Genomic DNA, 15765 nt, shown 5'->3' on the forward strand with positions numbered 1-15765 from the left:
GCCATCATAAGGCCATTTGCAGAGAACGACTTTTTAGCCGTTCAAAATATTTATCAGCAAGGTATTGATACCGGCAACGCGACTTTTCAAACTAAAGCTAAAAATTGGGAGCAATGGAATAGTTCTATGCTCAACTGTTGTCGTCTTGTTGCAGTTGAGGATGAAAAGGTGCTTGGCTGGGCCGGGTTATCTGCGGTTTCTAGCCGTGAGGTTTACTCGGGCGTTGCCGAGGTAAGTGTATATGTTGCAAACCAAGCCCAAGGTAAAGGCTTGGGGCAGGCACTGCTTAAAGCACTCATTAATGAGTCAGAAAAAAGCGGTATATGGATGCTACAAGCCAGTATATTCCCTGAAAATACTAATAGTATTGCTTTACATGCTCGCAATGGTTTTAGGCCGGTTGGAAATCGAGAGAAACTAGGTAAATTAAATGGTGTGTGGCGCAATGTAGTTTTAATGGAAAGGCGAAGCGCCATAGTGGGTTTATAATCACACAAACAGCGCAATAAGTACGTATGTGCCTTTGATTAGTATTAAACCATATTAGTGGCCATTGTGGCCGCCGAAAAAACTAATCATTAAAGCAAAATATCTTGCCAATTATTATCAATATTTTAAGTTGTCGAGTGACTAAATAGTGCCATGAGCGGACGGTTGTAACCTTATTCACTTGTTATAACTCTATGAACTCAAGACAAAACTCTTCATTTGATATTCTTGCTTGTTTAATCGCTACGTGAGGATAATTTTTTCTTACCACCGTTAAAATGTTTTCTTTTACATTGTTTTCTATACATGCACCTAGAATTATCTCTTTAACCGCTGAGTTAGGAAATTGAAATAGGTGTATCGGTAAGGAGGTTGTTGTGCTGATAGTCTTTTCGCTATCCTCCAATACAGCACACATTCTCCATTCTTGCTCATATTCCCAAGCCTGTGACTTAATTAAAAATAGCTCGACACCATTCAATTGATTTAAAAGTTTGGAGGGTCTAATTTTACTGTATGTGACTTTACGCAAATGATAAAACTCATCGACCTCGCTTCTCTTTTTGTTGAAGAAGGGTGAAGTATTATCAAACCCGATACAGAACCCTTTATGAGAATACGCGTAATGCGACCACATCAGAAGATTGTCGTTTTTTTCCGTTAGAGAAAGAACACCAATTAATGTGTTTGCTTTATCAATAAAAACTCTAGTTGTTTCACTGCCCATTTCTTTAAATTTGGTTTCCAAAGAAGGCCAATGCTGTTCATATAATTTACGTGTAACTGCTTCTAGCTGTGCAGGTGAAATTTGTTTGCGTATTTCTGAAGGGAATTTTTGAAGTTCTTCTTGAACCATTGTTTTAAGATCTTCATCCATAGCCTTATCGAATTCTTCCTTTGAAGCCACTGACGAAATTACTGATCGAAACTCAAAAGGATCATTAAAATCGGCTGGCTGAGTAAAACGTATATGACCAGAGGCTAAAACATCAATTCTATCGGGCTCTAGGTATTTGAAAAGCAAAATACTCTCTCCTTGAGTTATAACGCCACCTTAAGTGGTGAGCGACAGTTTGCTAAAATGTGAAACGAAGTGGAATCGAGCAAACTGTTACGAATCCGACTTTAAGGCCTGTTATGCAGCTGCTTTTCGAGTTTTAAGTATTTCTCTTAAAGACATTATTCTTGCTACATCTTCTTGGCAGACCTCCTTTATTTTTTGTAACTCCATTTCGACATAATTTTTATCAATTTCACGTTTGTCTTTGACAAGCTGTCTAAGGAACGTTTCATATGAGTTTTGTCGGAATTTATTTTGATCATAATTATGATTAATATAAAGTTGATAACGTGATTCATAATCTATTATAAGGCTTTTATTGACCACTTTACCTTCTTTAACTGCATGGAAGTAAATTCGAGCACTTGCAATCGAGTTTTTAATTATGTCACACTCAATAGGAGTAGCTACACCGTTTAACTGAGAAGTCATTTCATGATATGCGCTCTGAAGAAACTTTCTGGACTGCTCTACACTTGCCTCATTTATGTCCTTTTTGTAGCCCATGATGTTCTCCATGTGCTCAAGGCAAGTATCAATATAATCAATTACTCTTTGAGTTTTTTCTTTTTGTTTAGCACTTCGTATCCCAAAAGCTTGCAGCGCTATACCAATTAACTTTATCACTTTTAATATTCCGATATTTACAGGCTACTCATAGCTGCATAACAATTCAATAGTGTGCTCATCGCGCATATTTCTGCCGACTTAACGCTCATTTATCTACTTTTAACAAATTACCTAAGGTATTACTATAACTAAGTTTTCTAAAGTTTTTAGGTAAAGTTAAATAGAACAATATTAAAGGTGGGTGTCATTGTAAGAGTAAAATTTCACTCGGGAATTTTTTCATATTTAGTTAAGCTTTAGCTTAGTTAAACATAATCATTAGCCTTAATTTAGGAGTTTACGTGTTAGAAGCGCTATTTGTATATGGTACCTTGTGCCCAGGGCATCCGAACGAACATATTCTTGCCAATATTGGCGGTACGTTTGAGCAAGGCAGTGTAGTTGGCAATTTAATTAACGAGGGCTGGGGCGCCAAAATGGGCTTTCCTGCACTGGTATTAGACGAAACAGGCCAAGAGATAAAAGGCTATGTGTTTAGCTCAACTAATTTAAAAGATCACTGGCATGTGCTCGATGAATTTGAAGGCGATGCGTACTCACGCATTTTAACGCAAATAAAATTGTTAAACGGCGAATACGTTCAGGCAAATGTATATGCTCTTAACGTTAAGTAATTTATATAGCAGCGCTTTTTAAGCTAAAGCGCTGCTATAATTTTTTAATTAACTGCAAAATCGTGAGTTTCTAAATAGCTTGGTACGCTTTTAAAACAGGCCTTTAGCTTACTTGCAAGCGTTGTGGTTACTGGCGCATCACATTTTAACTGGCCATTATATTTTCCGTTAGTTAGTGCTACTAAACTGAGTGAGTCATAACTTGGTCTACTTTGTATTTTATGAATTATCACCCCCTGCTCTGCTGAAACCTTTATTAAATCAAACTCTTCTTTTTCAGGTTGTGTTATAGCGATCTTTTTTACATATAACGGATTTTTAAAGGTCAGCTTTGTCGAAAACAAAGCCGTACCTCCGCGCTCAAAATGGCCATTAAACACAGTAGTATTTAAAGTGGGTGTCAGCTTATTTATTAATAAATTTAAATCAAATTTGGTTGGTAAAATGGTGATCTGAGTTTGTTTTTTTAGTGACTCGTTCAGTGCATTTTTGATTATTTTAAAGTGGGTGTCATTGGTAGTTACTTCGTACACTATTTGGTAGTTGTGTGGGAGGGCGTATAAGGGCATGTGGCTAGCTAGTAGTTTATCGCCCGCTAATATAAGCGCCATACCATGAAATCCCACGTAGCTGTGGGTTTTGTGTGTGTTATACGTGTTTTGTTGAGGGTCGCTTGCTAGTGCTGCGCTTGAAAATAAAATAAAAATTAGCAGTATGTATTTCATGTTAATGCTCAAAAATAAATATAGCGTCACTATAAGCTGATTTTTATGTATTAATAATCGATAATAAGTTATTAGCTGTTTCCTTTTAATCAATACGGTTTGGCGCTATGCATTTAGATGACATTGAAAAAGTAATTCATATGGCGAGTTCGCAAAATCTGCATACAACCGCTAAGCATTTTAATATTACCCCAGGGGCGCTGTCTAAAACGCTAAAAAAGGTTGAGGCAAACTTAGCCACGGAGCTGTTTAATCGTGTGGGAAAAACCTTAGTACTTAATGATAAAGGCAAAGAGTTTGTTAAGCACAGTAGTGATTTAGTTCATAATTACCAGCAGCTTACTAGCCGCTTTAAAAGCGATAACCATAAATTTAATGCAGTTATTGCAGGCCCTGCAATTTTACTTAAAAGTGGCTTAAAAAAGTTACTTACCCCTCTTAGCAACCTGCCCTGTTCGGTACGTATTAATAATGTGTTTGAAGGTGAAGCCATAAGCCAAGTTGCATCAGGCGCGGCGCATATTGCGCTAGTAACTCGTGAGGCATTAAATAACAGCTCACACGCTAATTTAGTGGCGGTTGATGTATTTAATACTGGGTTTAGTGTGGCTGCGCATGCTTCGCATCAGCTAGTACAAACTGGCTCTTTAACGCTTAATAAAAATCAATTACTAGAGCTTGCTTTTGCATGCCCTTTGTTTTCACCACTGTGCGGCCTCGAGCAAGGTATAGGCTCCGACGGCTGGCAAGATAATATTGCACCGCGCAATATTGTATTTAGATGTAGCGATTACAGTGCATTAATAGAGGTGGTACAAAGTGGCTTGGCGTTGGCGTATTTACCTAACTTTGTGATTGATGATTTAGGGCTTACAAAATTAACTGTAAAGGGGGTTAACAGTCACTACAGTGAAAACATTGTAATGATATACAAACCTTCAAAGGCCGATGGTTGGCTTAATAAACTTATGCATTCTTTATAAAAAAGCGCTTAAAAATATAAAGCGCCTTAACCACTACATTAAGACGCTTTAGGATGAAAACTTTAATTTGCTAGCTATTAAAAATTATACGCTAACGACATTTTAAATTGAGTTGGCGCACCTGGGTAAACCCATAAAGCGTTGTAGCTGCTTTCGGCGTAATCTTCATCAAAAATGTTATTAACACTCACATTAAGTTCTGTTTGCTCGGTTAAGTTTACGTTGCCAAACACGCCTACTAATTGGTAGCTCGGTAGCCTAAAGCTTAAATCGGCGGCATCACCTAAACGGTTGCTGGTGTATTGGTAACTTGCACCAAACTCAAGCTCTTTGCCCATTAATGCTGTTTGGTGGCTAAGCGTAAGGTTTAAGTTATTTTTTGGTACATTTACCAGCGGGCTGCCTTTTTCAATTGGCACGCCCCAATCGGCATTAATAATGTCGTTTGCTGTGGTGGCATCTATATAGGCGTACGATAAGTTAAACGCCGTTGCATCAGTAATATAGGTGTTTAAATCAAGCTCAAACCCTTTACTATCGGCTTTACCAATAGGCGCTGAAAATCCAACGTTTACAGGGTCTGCCACTAACATATTACTTTTAGACGCATCAAAAAATGCCACAGTACCGTTTATGCCTAAGTATTCAAACTTAGCGCCAACCTCAAACGAGTCACTGTATTCAAAGCCAAACGGGTCGCCGCTTGCATCAGTGCCGCTCAGTGGTAAAAAGCCTTCTGAGTAACTGCTGTAAAAAGTGATTGCGTTATTTAGCTCGTACACTACGCCAACACGAGGGCTTACTTGGCTTTCAGAGCTGGTCGAAAACACGCCGCTGTTGGTTTCTAAAATATCTTGGTCTACGCTGTCAAACCTTAGGCCCACTAATAGCTTAAATTTGTCGGTAATATCCATTTGGTCTTGAACATAAATACCGTACGCCTTTTGCTCTTCGTCGTTTTCGTAAAGCAGGCTTACTGCTGGGCGTTCTACATCGTAATTTGGCTCAAAAATATCAACGGTATAAGTGCCGTTACCGCCTCGATAGCGAGAAAGCGCTGTACGTAAATCGTACTTGTATGCATCGGCACCTATTAATAAATGATGCGTAATACCGGCTGTGTCTACACTGCCGCTTAGCTCAAACTTAACACTTAAATCTTCTACTTCGTAGTCGCGATAACGCTGCTGGCGAGTAAGTGTGCGGCCATCGTCAAATAACGATTGGCGCGATGGCGAAAGCTCAGCATCTGACGAAAACCCCGTTAACGTAGAGCTGCGGTAGTTTGCACCGGCCACTAACGACCATTCATCGTTAATATCGTGATTTAAAGTAATTTGGTGCCCGCGCGAATACACCTGCGTGTCGCCATCGTTAGGGTTACCTAAATAACGTGAGCTTGGTACGGTGTCAAAATCGTTATCGAGTACGACAACACCACGGTCAAATAACTGCGCTAAATCTACGTATTCAAACTCATAAGTCACACTGGTTGATGCGTTTATTTGATGATAAATAGACGGCGTAATTACCTTTTTATTGGTGTACACCGCATCGCGGTAGCTGTCGCTATCTTGCCATGCGCCATTTATTCTAAACGCGGTGGTGTCGTTAATGCCGTTTGTGTAATCGCCTTCAACGCGATTAAAACTGTCGCTGCCTAAGCTCAGTTTTAGCTCACCTTGCGGCTCAAACTGTGGCTTTTTAGTCACAATATTTACAGTACCGCCGGGCTCTGAGCGCCCATAAAGTGCTGAGCCTGGGCCTTTTAGTACTTCAATGTAATCAATGTTAGATACATCACGCGGGCCGCTAAAACCACGCCCACCGCTAAAGCCATTAATTAAATAGCCCGATGGCATGTTTTCGTTACCCGAAAGACCCCGAATAGAAAAGCTATCCCATAATGCGCCGCTGTTATTTTTGCGCGAAATACTGGCCGAAAAATCGAGCGCGTCTTGTAATTTAGTAATGCCTTTTTGATCAAGCGCAGCACTACTAACACTTACAATAGATTGCGGCATTTGCTTTTGAGGAATGTCGCCGCGGTATGCTTGTTTATAAGTAACCGATATTTTTTCAATTTCGTCGTTTTGCTCTTGCGCCACTGTTTGCGCACTTATGCCTAAGCAGGCTAAATAAATTAAAGAATACTTCATGATAATAGGGAAATCGAAGGTGTTATATTATAACAATAAGTTTAACATGCGTTACTTTATAACAAAACAACTTTTTAAAAAATCACAGAGCGATTAATTAATGCACTAGCGACTGCCGAGCCATCACGTTAGTATGGAGATCTCTTTAGGTTACATAACGATAATTACATGAGTATAAAAACAAACGCGTTAATCTATTTTTTAGCCTTTTGCAGTGGCTTTTGCATTATGGGGATTGAGCTATTAGGCGGGCGTATTTTAGCGCCTTTTTTTGGCAGTAGTGTACACATTTGGGGCAGCATAATTACCGTATTTATGCTTAGCCTTTCTTTTGGGTATTTACTCGGCGGTAAGCTAAGTACTAAAAATGCATCGCTTACAAAATATGGCTTAATATTTTTAACTGCCAGTATTATGGTGGTGCCTATTGCGCTTTTTTCGCAGCCAATAATGGAATTTATTTTTACCCACATTGAAGATACACGCTACGGCTCGTTACTTGCCTCTACGGCGTTGTTTTTTATTCCTACCGTTATTTTAGGCATGATCTCGCCTTACTCGGTGCGTTTATTAGTCACCGACAGCCATAAAAGTGGCCAAGTGGCGGGTATTTTATATTTTGTAAGCACGTTGGGCAGCGCCTTAGGGACTATTATTACCTCGTTTTACTTTGTACTGGCGTTTGATGTAAACACCATTATAAGTGCCTTTGCGTTAACCTTGGGCCTGTTAGGTGTGCTGGCAATTACTGTTAATAGCCTTGCTGGTAATAAGGAGCTTGCCCATGCGTAACTATTTATTATTTTTAGCGGTACTGTTTTCAGTTGCGGCGCACAGTAATGTAGTGCACGAGGAGCGTTCTTTATATCGCAATATTATTGTTGATGAAACACGTGACCTACGCTGCTTAAAATTTAATACAAAAAGTAGCCAAACCAGCCAAAGTTGTATGTACAAAAACAACCCCGACAAACTGGTTTTTAACTACACAAAACTTACGTTTGCCAGCCTTTTAGTAACCGATAACCCTAAAAATGTGCTTATTATTGGCCTAGGTGGCGGTACGCTTTCTAATGTCATTCATGCGCTTTACCCTGCAGCTAAAATTCATAATGTTGAAATAGATCCCGCCGTTTTAAAAGTAGCCCGTAACTATTTTAACTCTATAGAAAACGATGCGGTCACCTCAAGCGTGCAAGACGGGCGTATATTTATAAAGCGCGCAGCCATTAAAAAGCAAAAGTACGATTGGATTATTCTTGATGCGTTTAACGGCGATTATATTCCTGAGCACTTACTCACCAAAGAGTTTTTTGAAGAGGTAAAAAGCGTATTGGCCGAGGGCGGTGTAATTGCCGCTAATACGTTTTCGAGCAGTAAATTATACGAGCATGAGTCGGCAACTTACCACGCCGTGTTTGGCGATTTTATTAACGTAAGCCGTGCTAATCGTTCTAACCGTATTATTTTGGCGGGTGTAAACTCTATGCCTACTGAGGCGCAAATTAATCAGCGAATTAAAGCACTTAACCCGCGTTTAAAAAAATACGATGTAGATTTAAAAGCAATTAGTACCTATATGCAAAGTACCAAAAACAAGCAAGATTGGCCTGCCAATACAAAAGTGCTTACCGATCAGTACTCCCCTGCTAACCTCCTTAATTTTTAAATCCACAAATTTATTTAGCCCCAGCCTTGGGGCTTTTTTATTTGCCACACCCCTCAATATTTACTTAGCACGCTAACCAATGCTAAAATACTTAGCATGCTAACTAATTTGAGGTGGTTATGACTACTCAAAAACCTTTTCACGAAACGCTCGATTTAACCATTATTGGTAACATGGGGCGGGTTCATAGGCTGTGCCGCGAGGCCATCACTTTAGCTGTAGAACCTTTAGGGCTTACGCAATCGCGCTGGACGGCACTAACCCATATAAATATGTTGGGCGAGGGCATAACGCAGCTTGAGCTTGCGCAGAGTTTAGGAATAGAAATGCCCTCGCTTACCCGCACATTAAAGCAATTAGAAGAGCAGCTTTTAATTACCCGTAAAGTTGATGAGCACGATAAACGCAGTAAAAAAATTTACTTTACCGAGCAAGGTGGTGCAATTTTACAGTCGCTAAACGAAAAACTCATTGATATTAAAAGCCAGCTATACAGCGGGCTAAGCACACAGCAACTCGATGCGTTTGCTTATGGCATCGTCAATATGGAAAAAAACGCACTAAACTGTATTAAAGAGTAAGAGACACAATGACACCAGATCAAAAATTTACTCGTTATGTAAGGCTTTCGTTAGCGTGTTTTGTTGTTATATTTATTTACTATTTAATTGCCGACATGTTTATGCCGGTAACGCCGCAAGCGCGGGTTTATCATCCTGTGGTGCAAATTGCCCCGCAAATAAGTGGCCGTGTTACTAAGGTATTGGTTAACAATAATCAAACCGTAAAGGCTGGCGATGTATTGTTTGAAATAGACTCAGGCCCGTATAAATTAGCGCTAGAGCAGGCACAGCTTGCCCTTGACGACGCCAAATTACAAAACAAACGTTTAGATACCAATGTAAAAGCACTTGAGGCGCAAATTTCGGCGGCCAAGGCAAAGCTGCACGAACAGCAATTACTAAATAACCGTGGCGAAGCATTATTTAAGCAGCGCTCTATTTCAGAGCAAGAGCTTGAAAGCATTAAAGCTAACTTTGAAGCAAGTAAATCAAATGTCGCCTCATTAGAAGCGCAATTGGCAGAAGCAGTACTTGCCCGCGGCGAAAGCGGCGCGCAAAACTTAGCGCTTCGCCATGCTGCAAACCAATTAGCACAAGCCGAGCTTAACTTATCGTACACCCAAGTGCGTGCGCTAAGCGCTGGTGTGGTTTCTAACTTACAACTACTTGATGGCGCATATGCGGTAACGGGTAGCCCGCTTTTAGCTATTGTGGCTAATAAGGCCGACCTTGTTGCCGATTTTAGAGAAAAGTCATTACTAAATATGAAACCAGGTAGTTTGGCGCGAGTGGTATTTGATAGCCGCCCAGGTGAGGTTTACAACGCGCATATAAGCACGTTTGAGGCAGGCGTAAGCGATGGGCAACTCAGTGCTAATGGCTCGCTTAGTAGTACCGAAACCAGTAATCGTTGGGTGCGCGATGCTCAGCGCCAGCGTATTCATTTAGTGATGCCAGATAACGCTAAATTAATTGCTAATATGCCAAGTGGTGCCCGTGCCACTGTGCAACTATTGCCAGAGTCAACAATTGGGCAATGGTTAGCGTCGGCTCAAATTAGGTTTATTAGCTGGCTACACTACATTTATTAATGGAGGCCGTATGACTCAAGCTGTTAGCCAAGCACCGCAATTAGACTCAAACGGTTTACGCCAAGCGCTGCGCATAGCCGGTGGTTGCACCATAGGGTTTACTATTAGTAAATTAATGAACTGGCCATACGGTATATTTTTTACTGTTTACCCTATGTTGCTACTTGGTTTAGTGCCGGTGTTAAATAAAAGCATTGTGCGCCAGTTTTTAGCCAGTGCCGCCATTAGTATTCCAATGGTTTTAATTATGCAGGGCTTGTTTTCGCACCTTCCGGTACTGATGACCATTATCGTATTTTTAGCGTTTTGCTTTTTGTTTTATCAAATGAGCTCAGGTGCGGCTTTTTTATTTGGCGCACTAGGCGTGGTTGGGTTGTCGATTCAACTGCACTTTTCAAGCTATGTAACCGGTACAAGTAGTGTATACCCGCTTATTTTAAGTAATGGTTTGGCTACTGTTCTCTCTATTGTTATAGCGTTTGTTATGCATGGTGTTTTTCCTGATGTAACCGCGCGTGCCGTGAGGGCGGTACCCGCTAAAGCCAAAGAAAGCATTCGCCATGAGGTATTATTATGCGCAACGGTTGCTACGCTTTCGTTTGTGGCGTTTCAAGTCCTCGATTTACAAGATTCAATATCGGCGCAAGCCTCATCGGTATTAATTTTGTTTTCGCTGTGCTGGAAAGCCGCAGGTATGGCCGGTTGGCAGCGCGCTATTGGTACATTAATTGGCTGTAATGCTGCGCTGTTGGCGCAAGTGTTATTGTATAATCACTCTGACTTTTTATTGTTTCCGGTGCTTATACTGTGGACGTTATCGTTTGTATTTAGCCGTTTTCATATTATTGGTGGCGGCGCACCGGGCATAGGATTTGGTGTGTTAACCACGTTTGGTATTTTGTTTGGCAACTCTCTAGGCCCCGGGCAAGACCTTGTTTATAGCGCCATGTATCGCTTTAGCTCTGTTGCGGTGGCTATTGTGGCTAGTTTATCTGCGGTGTATGTAATGCACCATATATTAAATCGCTTTAGTGCCACCCGCCATCATACCTACGAATAGCCCACTCACGCCTACGCTTAACTATTAGCTGTAGGCGTAAATTAAGCATACTTTACTGTAAAGCCTTATAAACTTAGTGAGTTATAACTTAATGTTACCGCGCAGGGCTTTGGTTTGCCCATGCTTGGTTTTTTTATCCATGCGCTTGCGCTGCGAGTTACGGCTTGGCTTGGTTGCGCGGCGGGCTTTATTTACCTTGGTTGCACTTAAAATTAAATCTTTTAAACGTTTTAGTGCATCTTCTCGGTTAAGCTCTTGGGTGCGAAAGCTTTGGGCTTTAATTACCACCACGCCCTCTTTGGTGATCCGAGAGTCGTTTAGCTTTAATAGACGTTCTTTGTAAAAATCGGGTAACTTTGAGCGGTTAATATCAAAGCGTAAATGAATGGCGCTGGCTACTTTGTTAACGTTTTGGCCACCGGCACCTTGCGAACGTATAGCAGTTAGCTCTAGTTCCCATTCATCTATAGTGACAGTATTTGAAATAGTTAACATTACGTTCAGCTCTTATCGACAAAAATGCAGTATAACATTTGTAACTATATTTGTGCTGAATCAGCTTAAGTTATAGAACTTTAAAGCATTTATACTACTTTATAGCCTAATTACACCTAATACTTTAGTTATGTATTGGCAAGCGCTTACATTTAGTTTTTAATGGCTTTAATTAAATAATAGGAAACGCCCCATGAAAAAAATAATTTTATCACTTAGCTTACTAGCAATGAGTTTTTCTAGCCTTGCTGAAGATATTAGCGAAGGCCAATTACAAAGCTACATGAAAGCACTGCCGGCTGTTTCTAGCTGGGCTAGCAGCCAAGATTCGTTAAAAAACCTAGATTTAGCAAGCATGCTAGGTGGCTCTGCTGATCAAAATGTTGAAGAGCAAAGCTCTCTTGCTAATAGCGCATTAAGCATGATTAAAGAGCAAGGTTTATATAAAAGCTTTGCCGATATTACTAACCGTTACGGTTTTTCGCCTGAAGAATTAGTATCTGTTGGCTCAGAAGTATCTATGGCTTACATCGAAAACCTTAAGTCGGGTCTTTCAGCTGAAAACCAAGAAACAGCAAATAAAGTAATGGGTGGCCTGCAAAGCCTTAAAAGTGCTAAAAGCAGTGACGCTAGCTCGTTAATGGGCTCGTTTGGTAAGGCTTCAAGCGCGGCTGAAGAATCTACAGACCCACTAGTAAGCGAAAACAACCTTGAGCTTGTGAGCGAGTACATGCCACAGCTGCAAAAGATTTTTGCACTACTATAATTTTACAAATAACCTAAACGTAGGTTAAGTAAACACGTACATAAAAGGTGGCATTTGCCACCTTTTTTAATGCCTAAAATTTAAAAACCTTACGACATTTTACGAATTGTACTCAGCGGTGCTATTCGTAAAATCCAATGCAGAAATGCCCACGGCCAGCTTGGCACAAAGCTGTTGGCTTTTTCTTTATTTATTGCTTTTACCAGTGCTTTGCAGCCAGTTTCGATATCAACAATAAACGGCACTGTTTTTACTTTTTCGTTTATTTCGCTTCTTATAAAACCTGGATGTACACAGCTTACTTTTATAGGCGTGTGCATTACATCTATGCGTATGCCCTCACTTAATGAGGTAATAGCCGCTTTAGTGGCGGCGTAAACGGTCATGGCGCGCCTAAAACCACGTACAGCACTAATAGATGAAATAGTCACTAAGTGTCCATGGTTTTGCGCTCTAAAAATTTCCATTGCGGCCTCAGCTTGCGCAAGTGCGGCCACAAAGTTAGTTTGTGCGGTTTGTTTGTTGGCATTAAAATAACCCGTACCAATAGAGGCTCCTTTGCCCATACCAGCGTTTATAATCACTCTATCAAGGCCGTTAAGCTCTTCTTTAAAGGCGTTAAATACGCTAAATACTTGCTCGTGGTTGTTAACATCAAGCACTTTTATGCTAATGGTTATATTTGGGTTTATTTGTTCAAGCTCACTTTTTAGCTGCTCTAATAGCTCAAAGCGCCGAGCACATAAAGCAAGATTACAACCTTGTTTTGCAAACTCTTTTGCCATGCCTTTGCCTAAGCCTGAACTTGCACCTGTTATTAGTATGTTTTTGCGCATAATTAGATCCTTAGGTGTATGTAATTAATTTTTGTTGTGGGTGGCACTCTAAAAAGTGATGCTCGTTTAAACTACTTATCGTTAATTTTTGATTTTTTCCTTTGCCGCGCGCCACTACTTTGGTTACGCCTGCGTTTACTAAGCTCCAATTAATATCAATAAAGCGCTCGAGCTTTAGCCCCATTAAATGGCTGGTTATAATGCTAATAGGCCCGCCAGAGGTATAAATAATTACTTTTTTACCGTGGTTTTCATTGGCTATTTGTTCAAGCGCGCCAAGTACACGCGCAGTAAATGCATTAAAGCTTTCGTTATATTGAGTGCTGTCGGGATTGAGTACCCATTGCTGTATGGCGCTAATAAATACCGTTTTAAAGTATTCCATAGGCTCGGCTTGCTTGCTAAGTGCCGCGCGAACTTGGCTTGGGGTGGCAAGCTGTGGGTTATAAACGGCTAAAATATGCTCGTGATCGTATTCGTTTAATCGCGCATCGTTTATTAGTACCGGCGCATTATTAGCACTTACTAAACTCAGCTCTGCGGTTTGATTATGGCGCAGCATACTGCCAGCAAATACAGCATCGGGTGTTAGCTGCTTTTGTGCTAAATATTCACCTAGTAGTGTGGCTTGCTGTTGCCCTTTTGTTGAGAGCGTATCGTAATTATCAGCCGAAAAACTGGCCTGCCCGTGGCGTACTAAATATAAAATACACATTAGACTTTACCTTGGTTGTTAATGGCTTTTTTACAGCGCCATAAAAGGTAATGTACAAACACCCAAAAGTGTTTAAAGGCGGGGTTTTTAGTTTGCCCATGGTGATAGCGGTAATAAATTTGCTGCACAATGCCGGCAAGCCTAAATAGCCCGTACACTTCGTAAAAGGTAAAGTCATCTACGGTTATATTCATTTTTTTACAGTAGTAGGCCACTACTTCTTTGCGCGTTAGCATACCCTCTAAGTGAGTGGGTTGACGGCGTGTGGCTTGGGCTAAAAAGTCATCTGCTGGCTCTACCCAGTAAGCCAGTGTATTGCCCAAGTCCATAAGTGGGTCGCCAAGGGTGGCAAGTTCCCAATCTAAAATACCCAGTACGTTGGTGTAGTCGTTTGCATCAAGCACAACGTTATCAAACCTAAAATCGTTATGTGTTATACAAATGCGCTCGTTACTTGGCATGTTGTTTTCAAGCCATTTAATTACTTTTTTGCCGCTGGGTACATTCCAAGTTTTGGCTTTAGTAAAGCGCTCGCTCCAGCCGCTAATTTGGCGCTGTGTATAGCCTTCGCCTTTGCCTAAATGGCTTAAGTTGGCCTGTTTGTAATCTACTTTGTGTAACTCTACTAGGCAGTCGAGTACGTTTTCGCACAGCTTTTTGGTGCGCTCGGGCGTGGGGGTTAATCCGCGTGGTAAATTTTTACGCGGAATTATCCCCGTAAGCTTTTCCATAACGTAAAAGTCGGTGCCGAGTATGTTTTCATCGTCGCAAAACGCCTCCATATTTGGCACATAGCCGTAAACTGGCTTTAGCGCCTGCTGAAGTTTAAACTCGCGGCCCATATCGTGTGCGCCTTTGGCTTTGGTGCCTTTGGGCGCACGGCGTAAAATAAGCGATTGCTCTGGGTACTCTAGGCAGTAGGTCCAGTTTGATGCCCCCCCTGCGTATTGAGTAACACTTGGCTCGCCAGTTAATTGTGTAATGTGTTGTTTAAGCCAGGCATCTACCTTTTGGGTGTCGAGCTCTTCGCCTTGGCGTACGTTTTTGGCTTGATCTAATAATTGTGTGTTCATTGCTAGCCTTTATTATTTTGATTTTAAACGTTGCATAGAGCGTGTTTTTTTCAGCATGTTTTTAATGTACCACTCAACGGGGAGTAGTTTTTTCATTAAAAAGGCCTGTTTACCTAATTTATGGGTCAAAATTAAAAATGGGCGTTTAAGTGACTGCTTATAAATAATATCGGCAACTTGTTGTGCGTTTATGGGGGAGCGCTCAAAGGCACGGTTAAGCATGGTTTTCATGGCCGGCTCGCTAGTGCGCATTGATTCATCAAGATTGGTTTTAAAAAAGCTTGGGCACACTACGCTTACATCTATATTATCGTGGGCGAGTTCAAGCTTTAGGGTTTCGCTAAAGCCAATAACCGCTGCTTTTACGGCGTTATAACTGCTCATAAACGGAATAGGGGTAAGCCCTGCTTGTGAGGCTATATTAATAAAGTAGCCACCGCCTTGTTGCTTAAATACGGGGTAAAACGTTTGGCACACCCGCACCATAGAGAGCAAATTAATATCCATAATCCACTGCCATTGCTCAAGCGATTCGCCCTCAAGTGAGCCACCCGTGGCTACGCCTGCATTATTTATAACAATATCTACGCCCTGCCACTTGGTTTGGATAATATCGTAAAGCCCCTTTACATCTGCTTGCTTGGTTACATCGCAGGCGTAAAAAAAAGCATCGGCTTTTAGTGCTTGCAGCTCACTAATGGTTATGGCTGCACGCTCGGCGTTTATATCGGCAATACAAATTTGTAAGTTAGCGCCCAAATTACTTGCATAACTCAGGGCTAACGCTTTACCCAGCCCTGTGGCTCCACCTGTTATTATTAGTCGTGTTTTCATGGT

At 41.1% G+C, this 15765-nt stretch carries 18 protein-coding genes; 9 read left to right on the forward strand and 9 right to left on the reverse strand.

What is annotated here, in order from left to right; genetic code table 11:
* Nucleotides 1-3 precede the first annotated feature (3 nt).
* Nucleotides 4-489 (forward strand): GNAT family N-acetyltransferase, encoded by a 486-nt coding sequence (locus tag VOI46_RS19045; protein ID WP_171044761.1) that lies wholly within the window; start codon nt 4-6, stop codon nt 487-489.
* Nucleotides 490-673: 184 nt separating this feature from the next.
* Here the strand turns inward: VOI46_RS19045 and VOI46_RS19050 are convergent, their stop codons facing one another.
* Both VOI46_RS19050 and VOI46_RS19055 read right to left on the reverse strand, forming a co-directional pair.
* The gene (locus tag VOI46_RS19050) at nt 674-1513 is read right to left on the reverse strand and encodes a DUF2971 domain-containing protein (protein ID WP_004586273.1); all 840 of its coding nucleotides are present in this window, start codon (nt 1511-1513) and stop codon (nt 674-676) included.
* A 111-nt stretch (nt 1514-1624) separates the two neighbouring features.
* Complete coding sequence (locus VOI46_RS19055; protein WP_004586272.1) at nt 1625-2176, reverse strand: hypothetical protein; 552 nt, start codon at nt 2174-2176, stop codon at nt 1625-1627.
* 284 nt (nt 2177-2460) lie between these two features.
* Here VOI46_RS19055 and VOI46_RS19060 point away from each other — a divergent pair, with 284 nt between their 5' ends.
* Nucleotides 2461-2793 (forward strand): gamma-glutamylcyclotransferase family protein, encoded by a 333-nt coding sequence (locus VOI46_RS19060; RefSeq protein ID WP_004586271.1) that lies wholly within the window; start codon nt 2461-2463, stop codon nt 2791-2793.
* 44 nt (nt 2794-2837) lie between these two features.
* Here the strand turns inward: VOI46_RS19060 and VOI46_RS19065 are convergent, their stop codons facing one another.
* Nucleotides 2838-3518 carry a hypothetical protein gene (locus tag VOI46_RS19065; RefSeq protein WP_004586270.1) on the reverse strand — a complete coding sequence of 227 codons (681 nt, stop codon included), beginning with the start codon at nt 3516-3518 and terminating at the stop codon, nt 2838-2840.
* A 107-nt stretch (nt 3519-3625) separates the two neighbouring features.
* Between VOI46_RS19065 and VOI46_RS19070 the strand changes: the two genes are divergently transcribed.
* Nucleotides 3626-4501: a LysR family transcriptional regulator gene (locus VOI46_RS19070; protein WP_004586269.1), complete on the forward strand. Its 876-nt coding sequence runs from the start codon at nt 3626-3628 to the stop codon at nt 4499-4501.
* A 77-nt stretch (nt 4502-4578) separates the two neighbouring features.
* Here VOI46_RS19070 and VOI46_RS19075 read toward each other — a convergent pair whose 3' ends face one another.
* Nucleotides 4579-6660, reverse strand: a complete 2082-nt coding sequence (locus VOI46_RS19075) for a TonB-dependent siderophore receptor (RefSeq protein WP_004586268.1) — start codon at nt 6658-6660, stop codon at nt 4579-4581.
* A gap of 168 nt (nt 6661-6828) precedes the next feature.
* On the opposite strand from VOI46_RS19075, the gene VOI46_RS19080 reads away from it, so the two are divergent.
* The 5 genes from VOI46_RS19080 to VOI46_RS19100 all read left to right on the forward strand — a co-directional run bounded on the left by VOI46_RS19080 (nt 6829) and on the right by VOI46_RS19100 (nt 11043).
* Nucleotides 6829-7452, forward strand: coding sequence for a fused MFS/spermidine synthase (locus VOI46_RS19080; protein ID WP_004586267.1), 624 nt, complete (start codon nt 6829-6831; stop codon nt 7450-7452).
* The gene (locus tag VOI46_RS19085; protein ID WP_004586266.1) at nt 7445-8329 is read left to right on the forward strand and encodes a fused MFS/spermidine synthase; all 885 of its coding nucleotides are present in this window, start codon (nt 7445-7447) and stop codon (nt 8327-8329) included. Before VOI46_RS19080 ends, VOI46_RS19085 begins: the two co-directional genes overlap by 8 nt.
* Before the next feature lie 119 nt (nt 8330-8448).
* On the forward strand, nt 8449-8910 hold the full coding sequence (locus VOI46_RS19090; RefSeq protein WP_282337981.1) for a MarR family transcriptional regulator: 462 nt from the start codon (nt 8449-8451) through the stop codon (nt 8908-8910).
* Between the two features lie 8 nt (nt 8911-8918).
* Nucleotides 8919-9983, forward strand: a complete 1065-nt coding sequence (locus tag VOI46_RS19095; protein ID WP_004586264.1) for an HlyD family secretion protein — start codon at nt 8919-8921, stop codon at nt 9981-9983.
* 10 nt (nt 9984-9993) lie between these two features.
* Complete coding sequence (locus VOI46_RS19100; RefSeq protein ID WP_004586263.1) at nt 9994-11043, forward strand: DUF2955 domain-containing protein; 1050 nt, start codon at nt 9994-9996, stop codon at nt 11041-11043.
* An 81-nt stretch (nt 11044-11124) separates the two neighbouring features.
* On the opposite strand, the gene arfB is transcribed toward VOI46_RS19100, so the two are convergent.
* Nucleotides 11125-11538, reverse strand: a complete 414-nt coding sequence (arfB, locus tag VOI46_RS19105; protein ID WP_024033019.1) for an alternative ribosome rescue aminoacyl-tRNA hydrolase ArfB — start codon at nt 11536-11538, stop codon at nt 11125-11127.
* A gap of 193 nt (nt 11539-11731) precedes the next feature.
* Between arfB and VOI46_RS19110 the strand changes: the two genes are divergently transcribed.
* Nucleotides 11732-12304 (forward strand): hypothetical protein, encoded by a 573-nt coding sequence (locus tag VOI46_RS19110; RefSeq protein WP_004586261.1) that lies wholly within the window; start codon nt 11732-11734, stop codon nt 12302-12304.
* A gap of 89 nt (nt 12305-12393) precedes the next feature.
* Here VOI46_RS19110 and VOI46_RS19115 read toward each other — a convergent pair whose 3' ends face one another.
* The 4 genes from VOI46_RS19115 to VOI46_RS19130 are packed head-to-tail and all read right to left on the reverse strand — an operon-like array spanning nt 12394 to nt 15762.
* On the reverse strand, nt 12394-13140 hold the full coding sequence (locus VOI46_RS19115) for an SDR family oxidoreductase (protein ID WP_004586260.1): 747 nt from the start codon (nt 13138-13140) through the stop codon (nt 12394-12396).
* Between the two features lie 10 nt (nt 13141-13150).
* Nucleotides 13151-13855 (reverse strand): histidine phosphatase family protein, encoded by a 705-nt coding sequence (locus VOI46_RS19120; RefSeq protein ID WP_004586259.1) that lies wholly within the window; start codon nt 13853-13855, stop codon nt 13151-13153.
* Nucleotides 13855-14928, reverse strand: coding sequence for a phosphotransferase family protein (locus VOI46_RS19125; RefSeq protein WP_004586258.1), 1074 nt, complete (start codon nt 14926-14928; stop codon nt 13855-13857). The genes VOI46_RS19120 and VOI46_RS19125 overlap by 1 nt, the downstream gene beginning before the upstream one ends.
* A gap of 12 nt (nt 14929-14940) precedes the next feature.
* The gene (locus tag VOI46_RS19130) at nt 14941-15762 is read right to left on the reverse strand and encodes an SDR family oxidoreductase (protein ID WP_004586257.1); all 822 of its coding nucleotides are present in this window, start codon (nt 15760-15762) and stop codon (nt 14941-14943) included.
* Between the last annotated feature and the right edge of the window lie 3 nt (nt 15763-15765).

Origin of the sequence: Pseudoalteromonas sp. CuT4-3, assembly GCF_035666335.1 — a bacterium.
GTDB classification, from domain to species: domain Bacteria; phylum Pseudomonadota; class Gammaproteobacteria; order Enterobacterales; family Alteromonadaceae; genus Pseudoalteromonas; species Pseudoalteromonas atlantica.

Bases quoted from the DNA above. Each gene is read 5' to 3' on its own strand.
- VOI46_RS19075 (WP_004586268.1), bottom strand. From the start codon at position 6,660: ATGAAGTATTCTTTAATTTATTTAGCCTGCTTAGGCATAAGTGCGCAA.
- VOI46_RS19110 (WP_004586261.1), top strand. From the start codon at position 11,732: ATGAAAAAAATAATTTTATCACTTAGCTTACTAGCAATGAGTTTTTCT.
- VOI46_RS19115 (WP_004586260.1), bottom strand. From the start codon at position 13,140: ATGCGCAAAAACATACTAATAACAGGTGCAAGTTCAGGCTTAGGCAAA.
- arfB (WP_024033019.1), bottom strand. From the start codon at position 11,538: ATGTTAACTATTTCAAATACTGTCACTATAGATGAATGGGAACTAGAG.
- VOI46_RS19095 (WP_004586264.1), top strand. From the start codon at position 8,919: ATGACACCAGATCAAAAATTTACTCGTTATGTAAGGCTTTCGTTAGCG.
- VOI46_RS19100 (WP_004586263.1), top strand. From the start codon at position 9,994: ATGACTCAAGCTGTTAGCCAAGCACCGCAATTAGACTCAAACGGTTTA.
- VOI46_RS19125 (WP_004586258.1), bottom strand. From the start codon at position 14,928: ATGAACACACAATTATTAGATCAAGCCAAAAACGTACGCCAAGGCGAA.
- VOI46_RS19120 (WP_004586259.1), bottom strand. From the start codon at position 13,855: ATGTGTATTTTATATTTAGTACGCCACGGGCAGGCCAGTTTTTCGGCT.
- VOI46_RS19065 (WP_004586270.1), bottom strand. From the start codon at position 3,518: ATGAAATACATACTGCTAATTTTTATTTTATTTTCAAGCGCAGCACTA.
- VOI46_RS19090 (WP_282337981.1), top strand. From the start codon at position 8,449: ATGACTACTCAAAAACCTTTTCACGAAACGCTCGATTTAACCATTATT.
- VOI46_RS19085 (WP_004586266.1), top strand. From the start codon at position 7,445: ATGCGTAACTATTTATTATTTTTAGCGGTACTGTTTTCAGTTGCGGCG.
- VOI46_RS19080 (WP_004586267.1), top strand. From the start codon at position 6,829: ATGAGTATAAAAACAAACGCGTTAATCTATTTTTTAGCCTTTTGCAGT.
- VOI46_RS19070 (WP_004586269.1), top strand. From the start codon at position 3,626: ATGCATTTAGATGACATTGAAAAAGTAATTCATATGGCGAGTTCGCAA.
- VOI46_RS19130 (WP_004586257.1), bottom strand. From the start codon at position 15,762: ATGAAAACACGACTAATAATAACAGGTGGAGCCACAGGGCTGGGTAAA.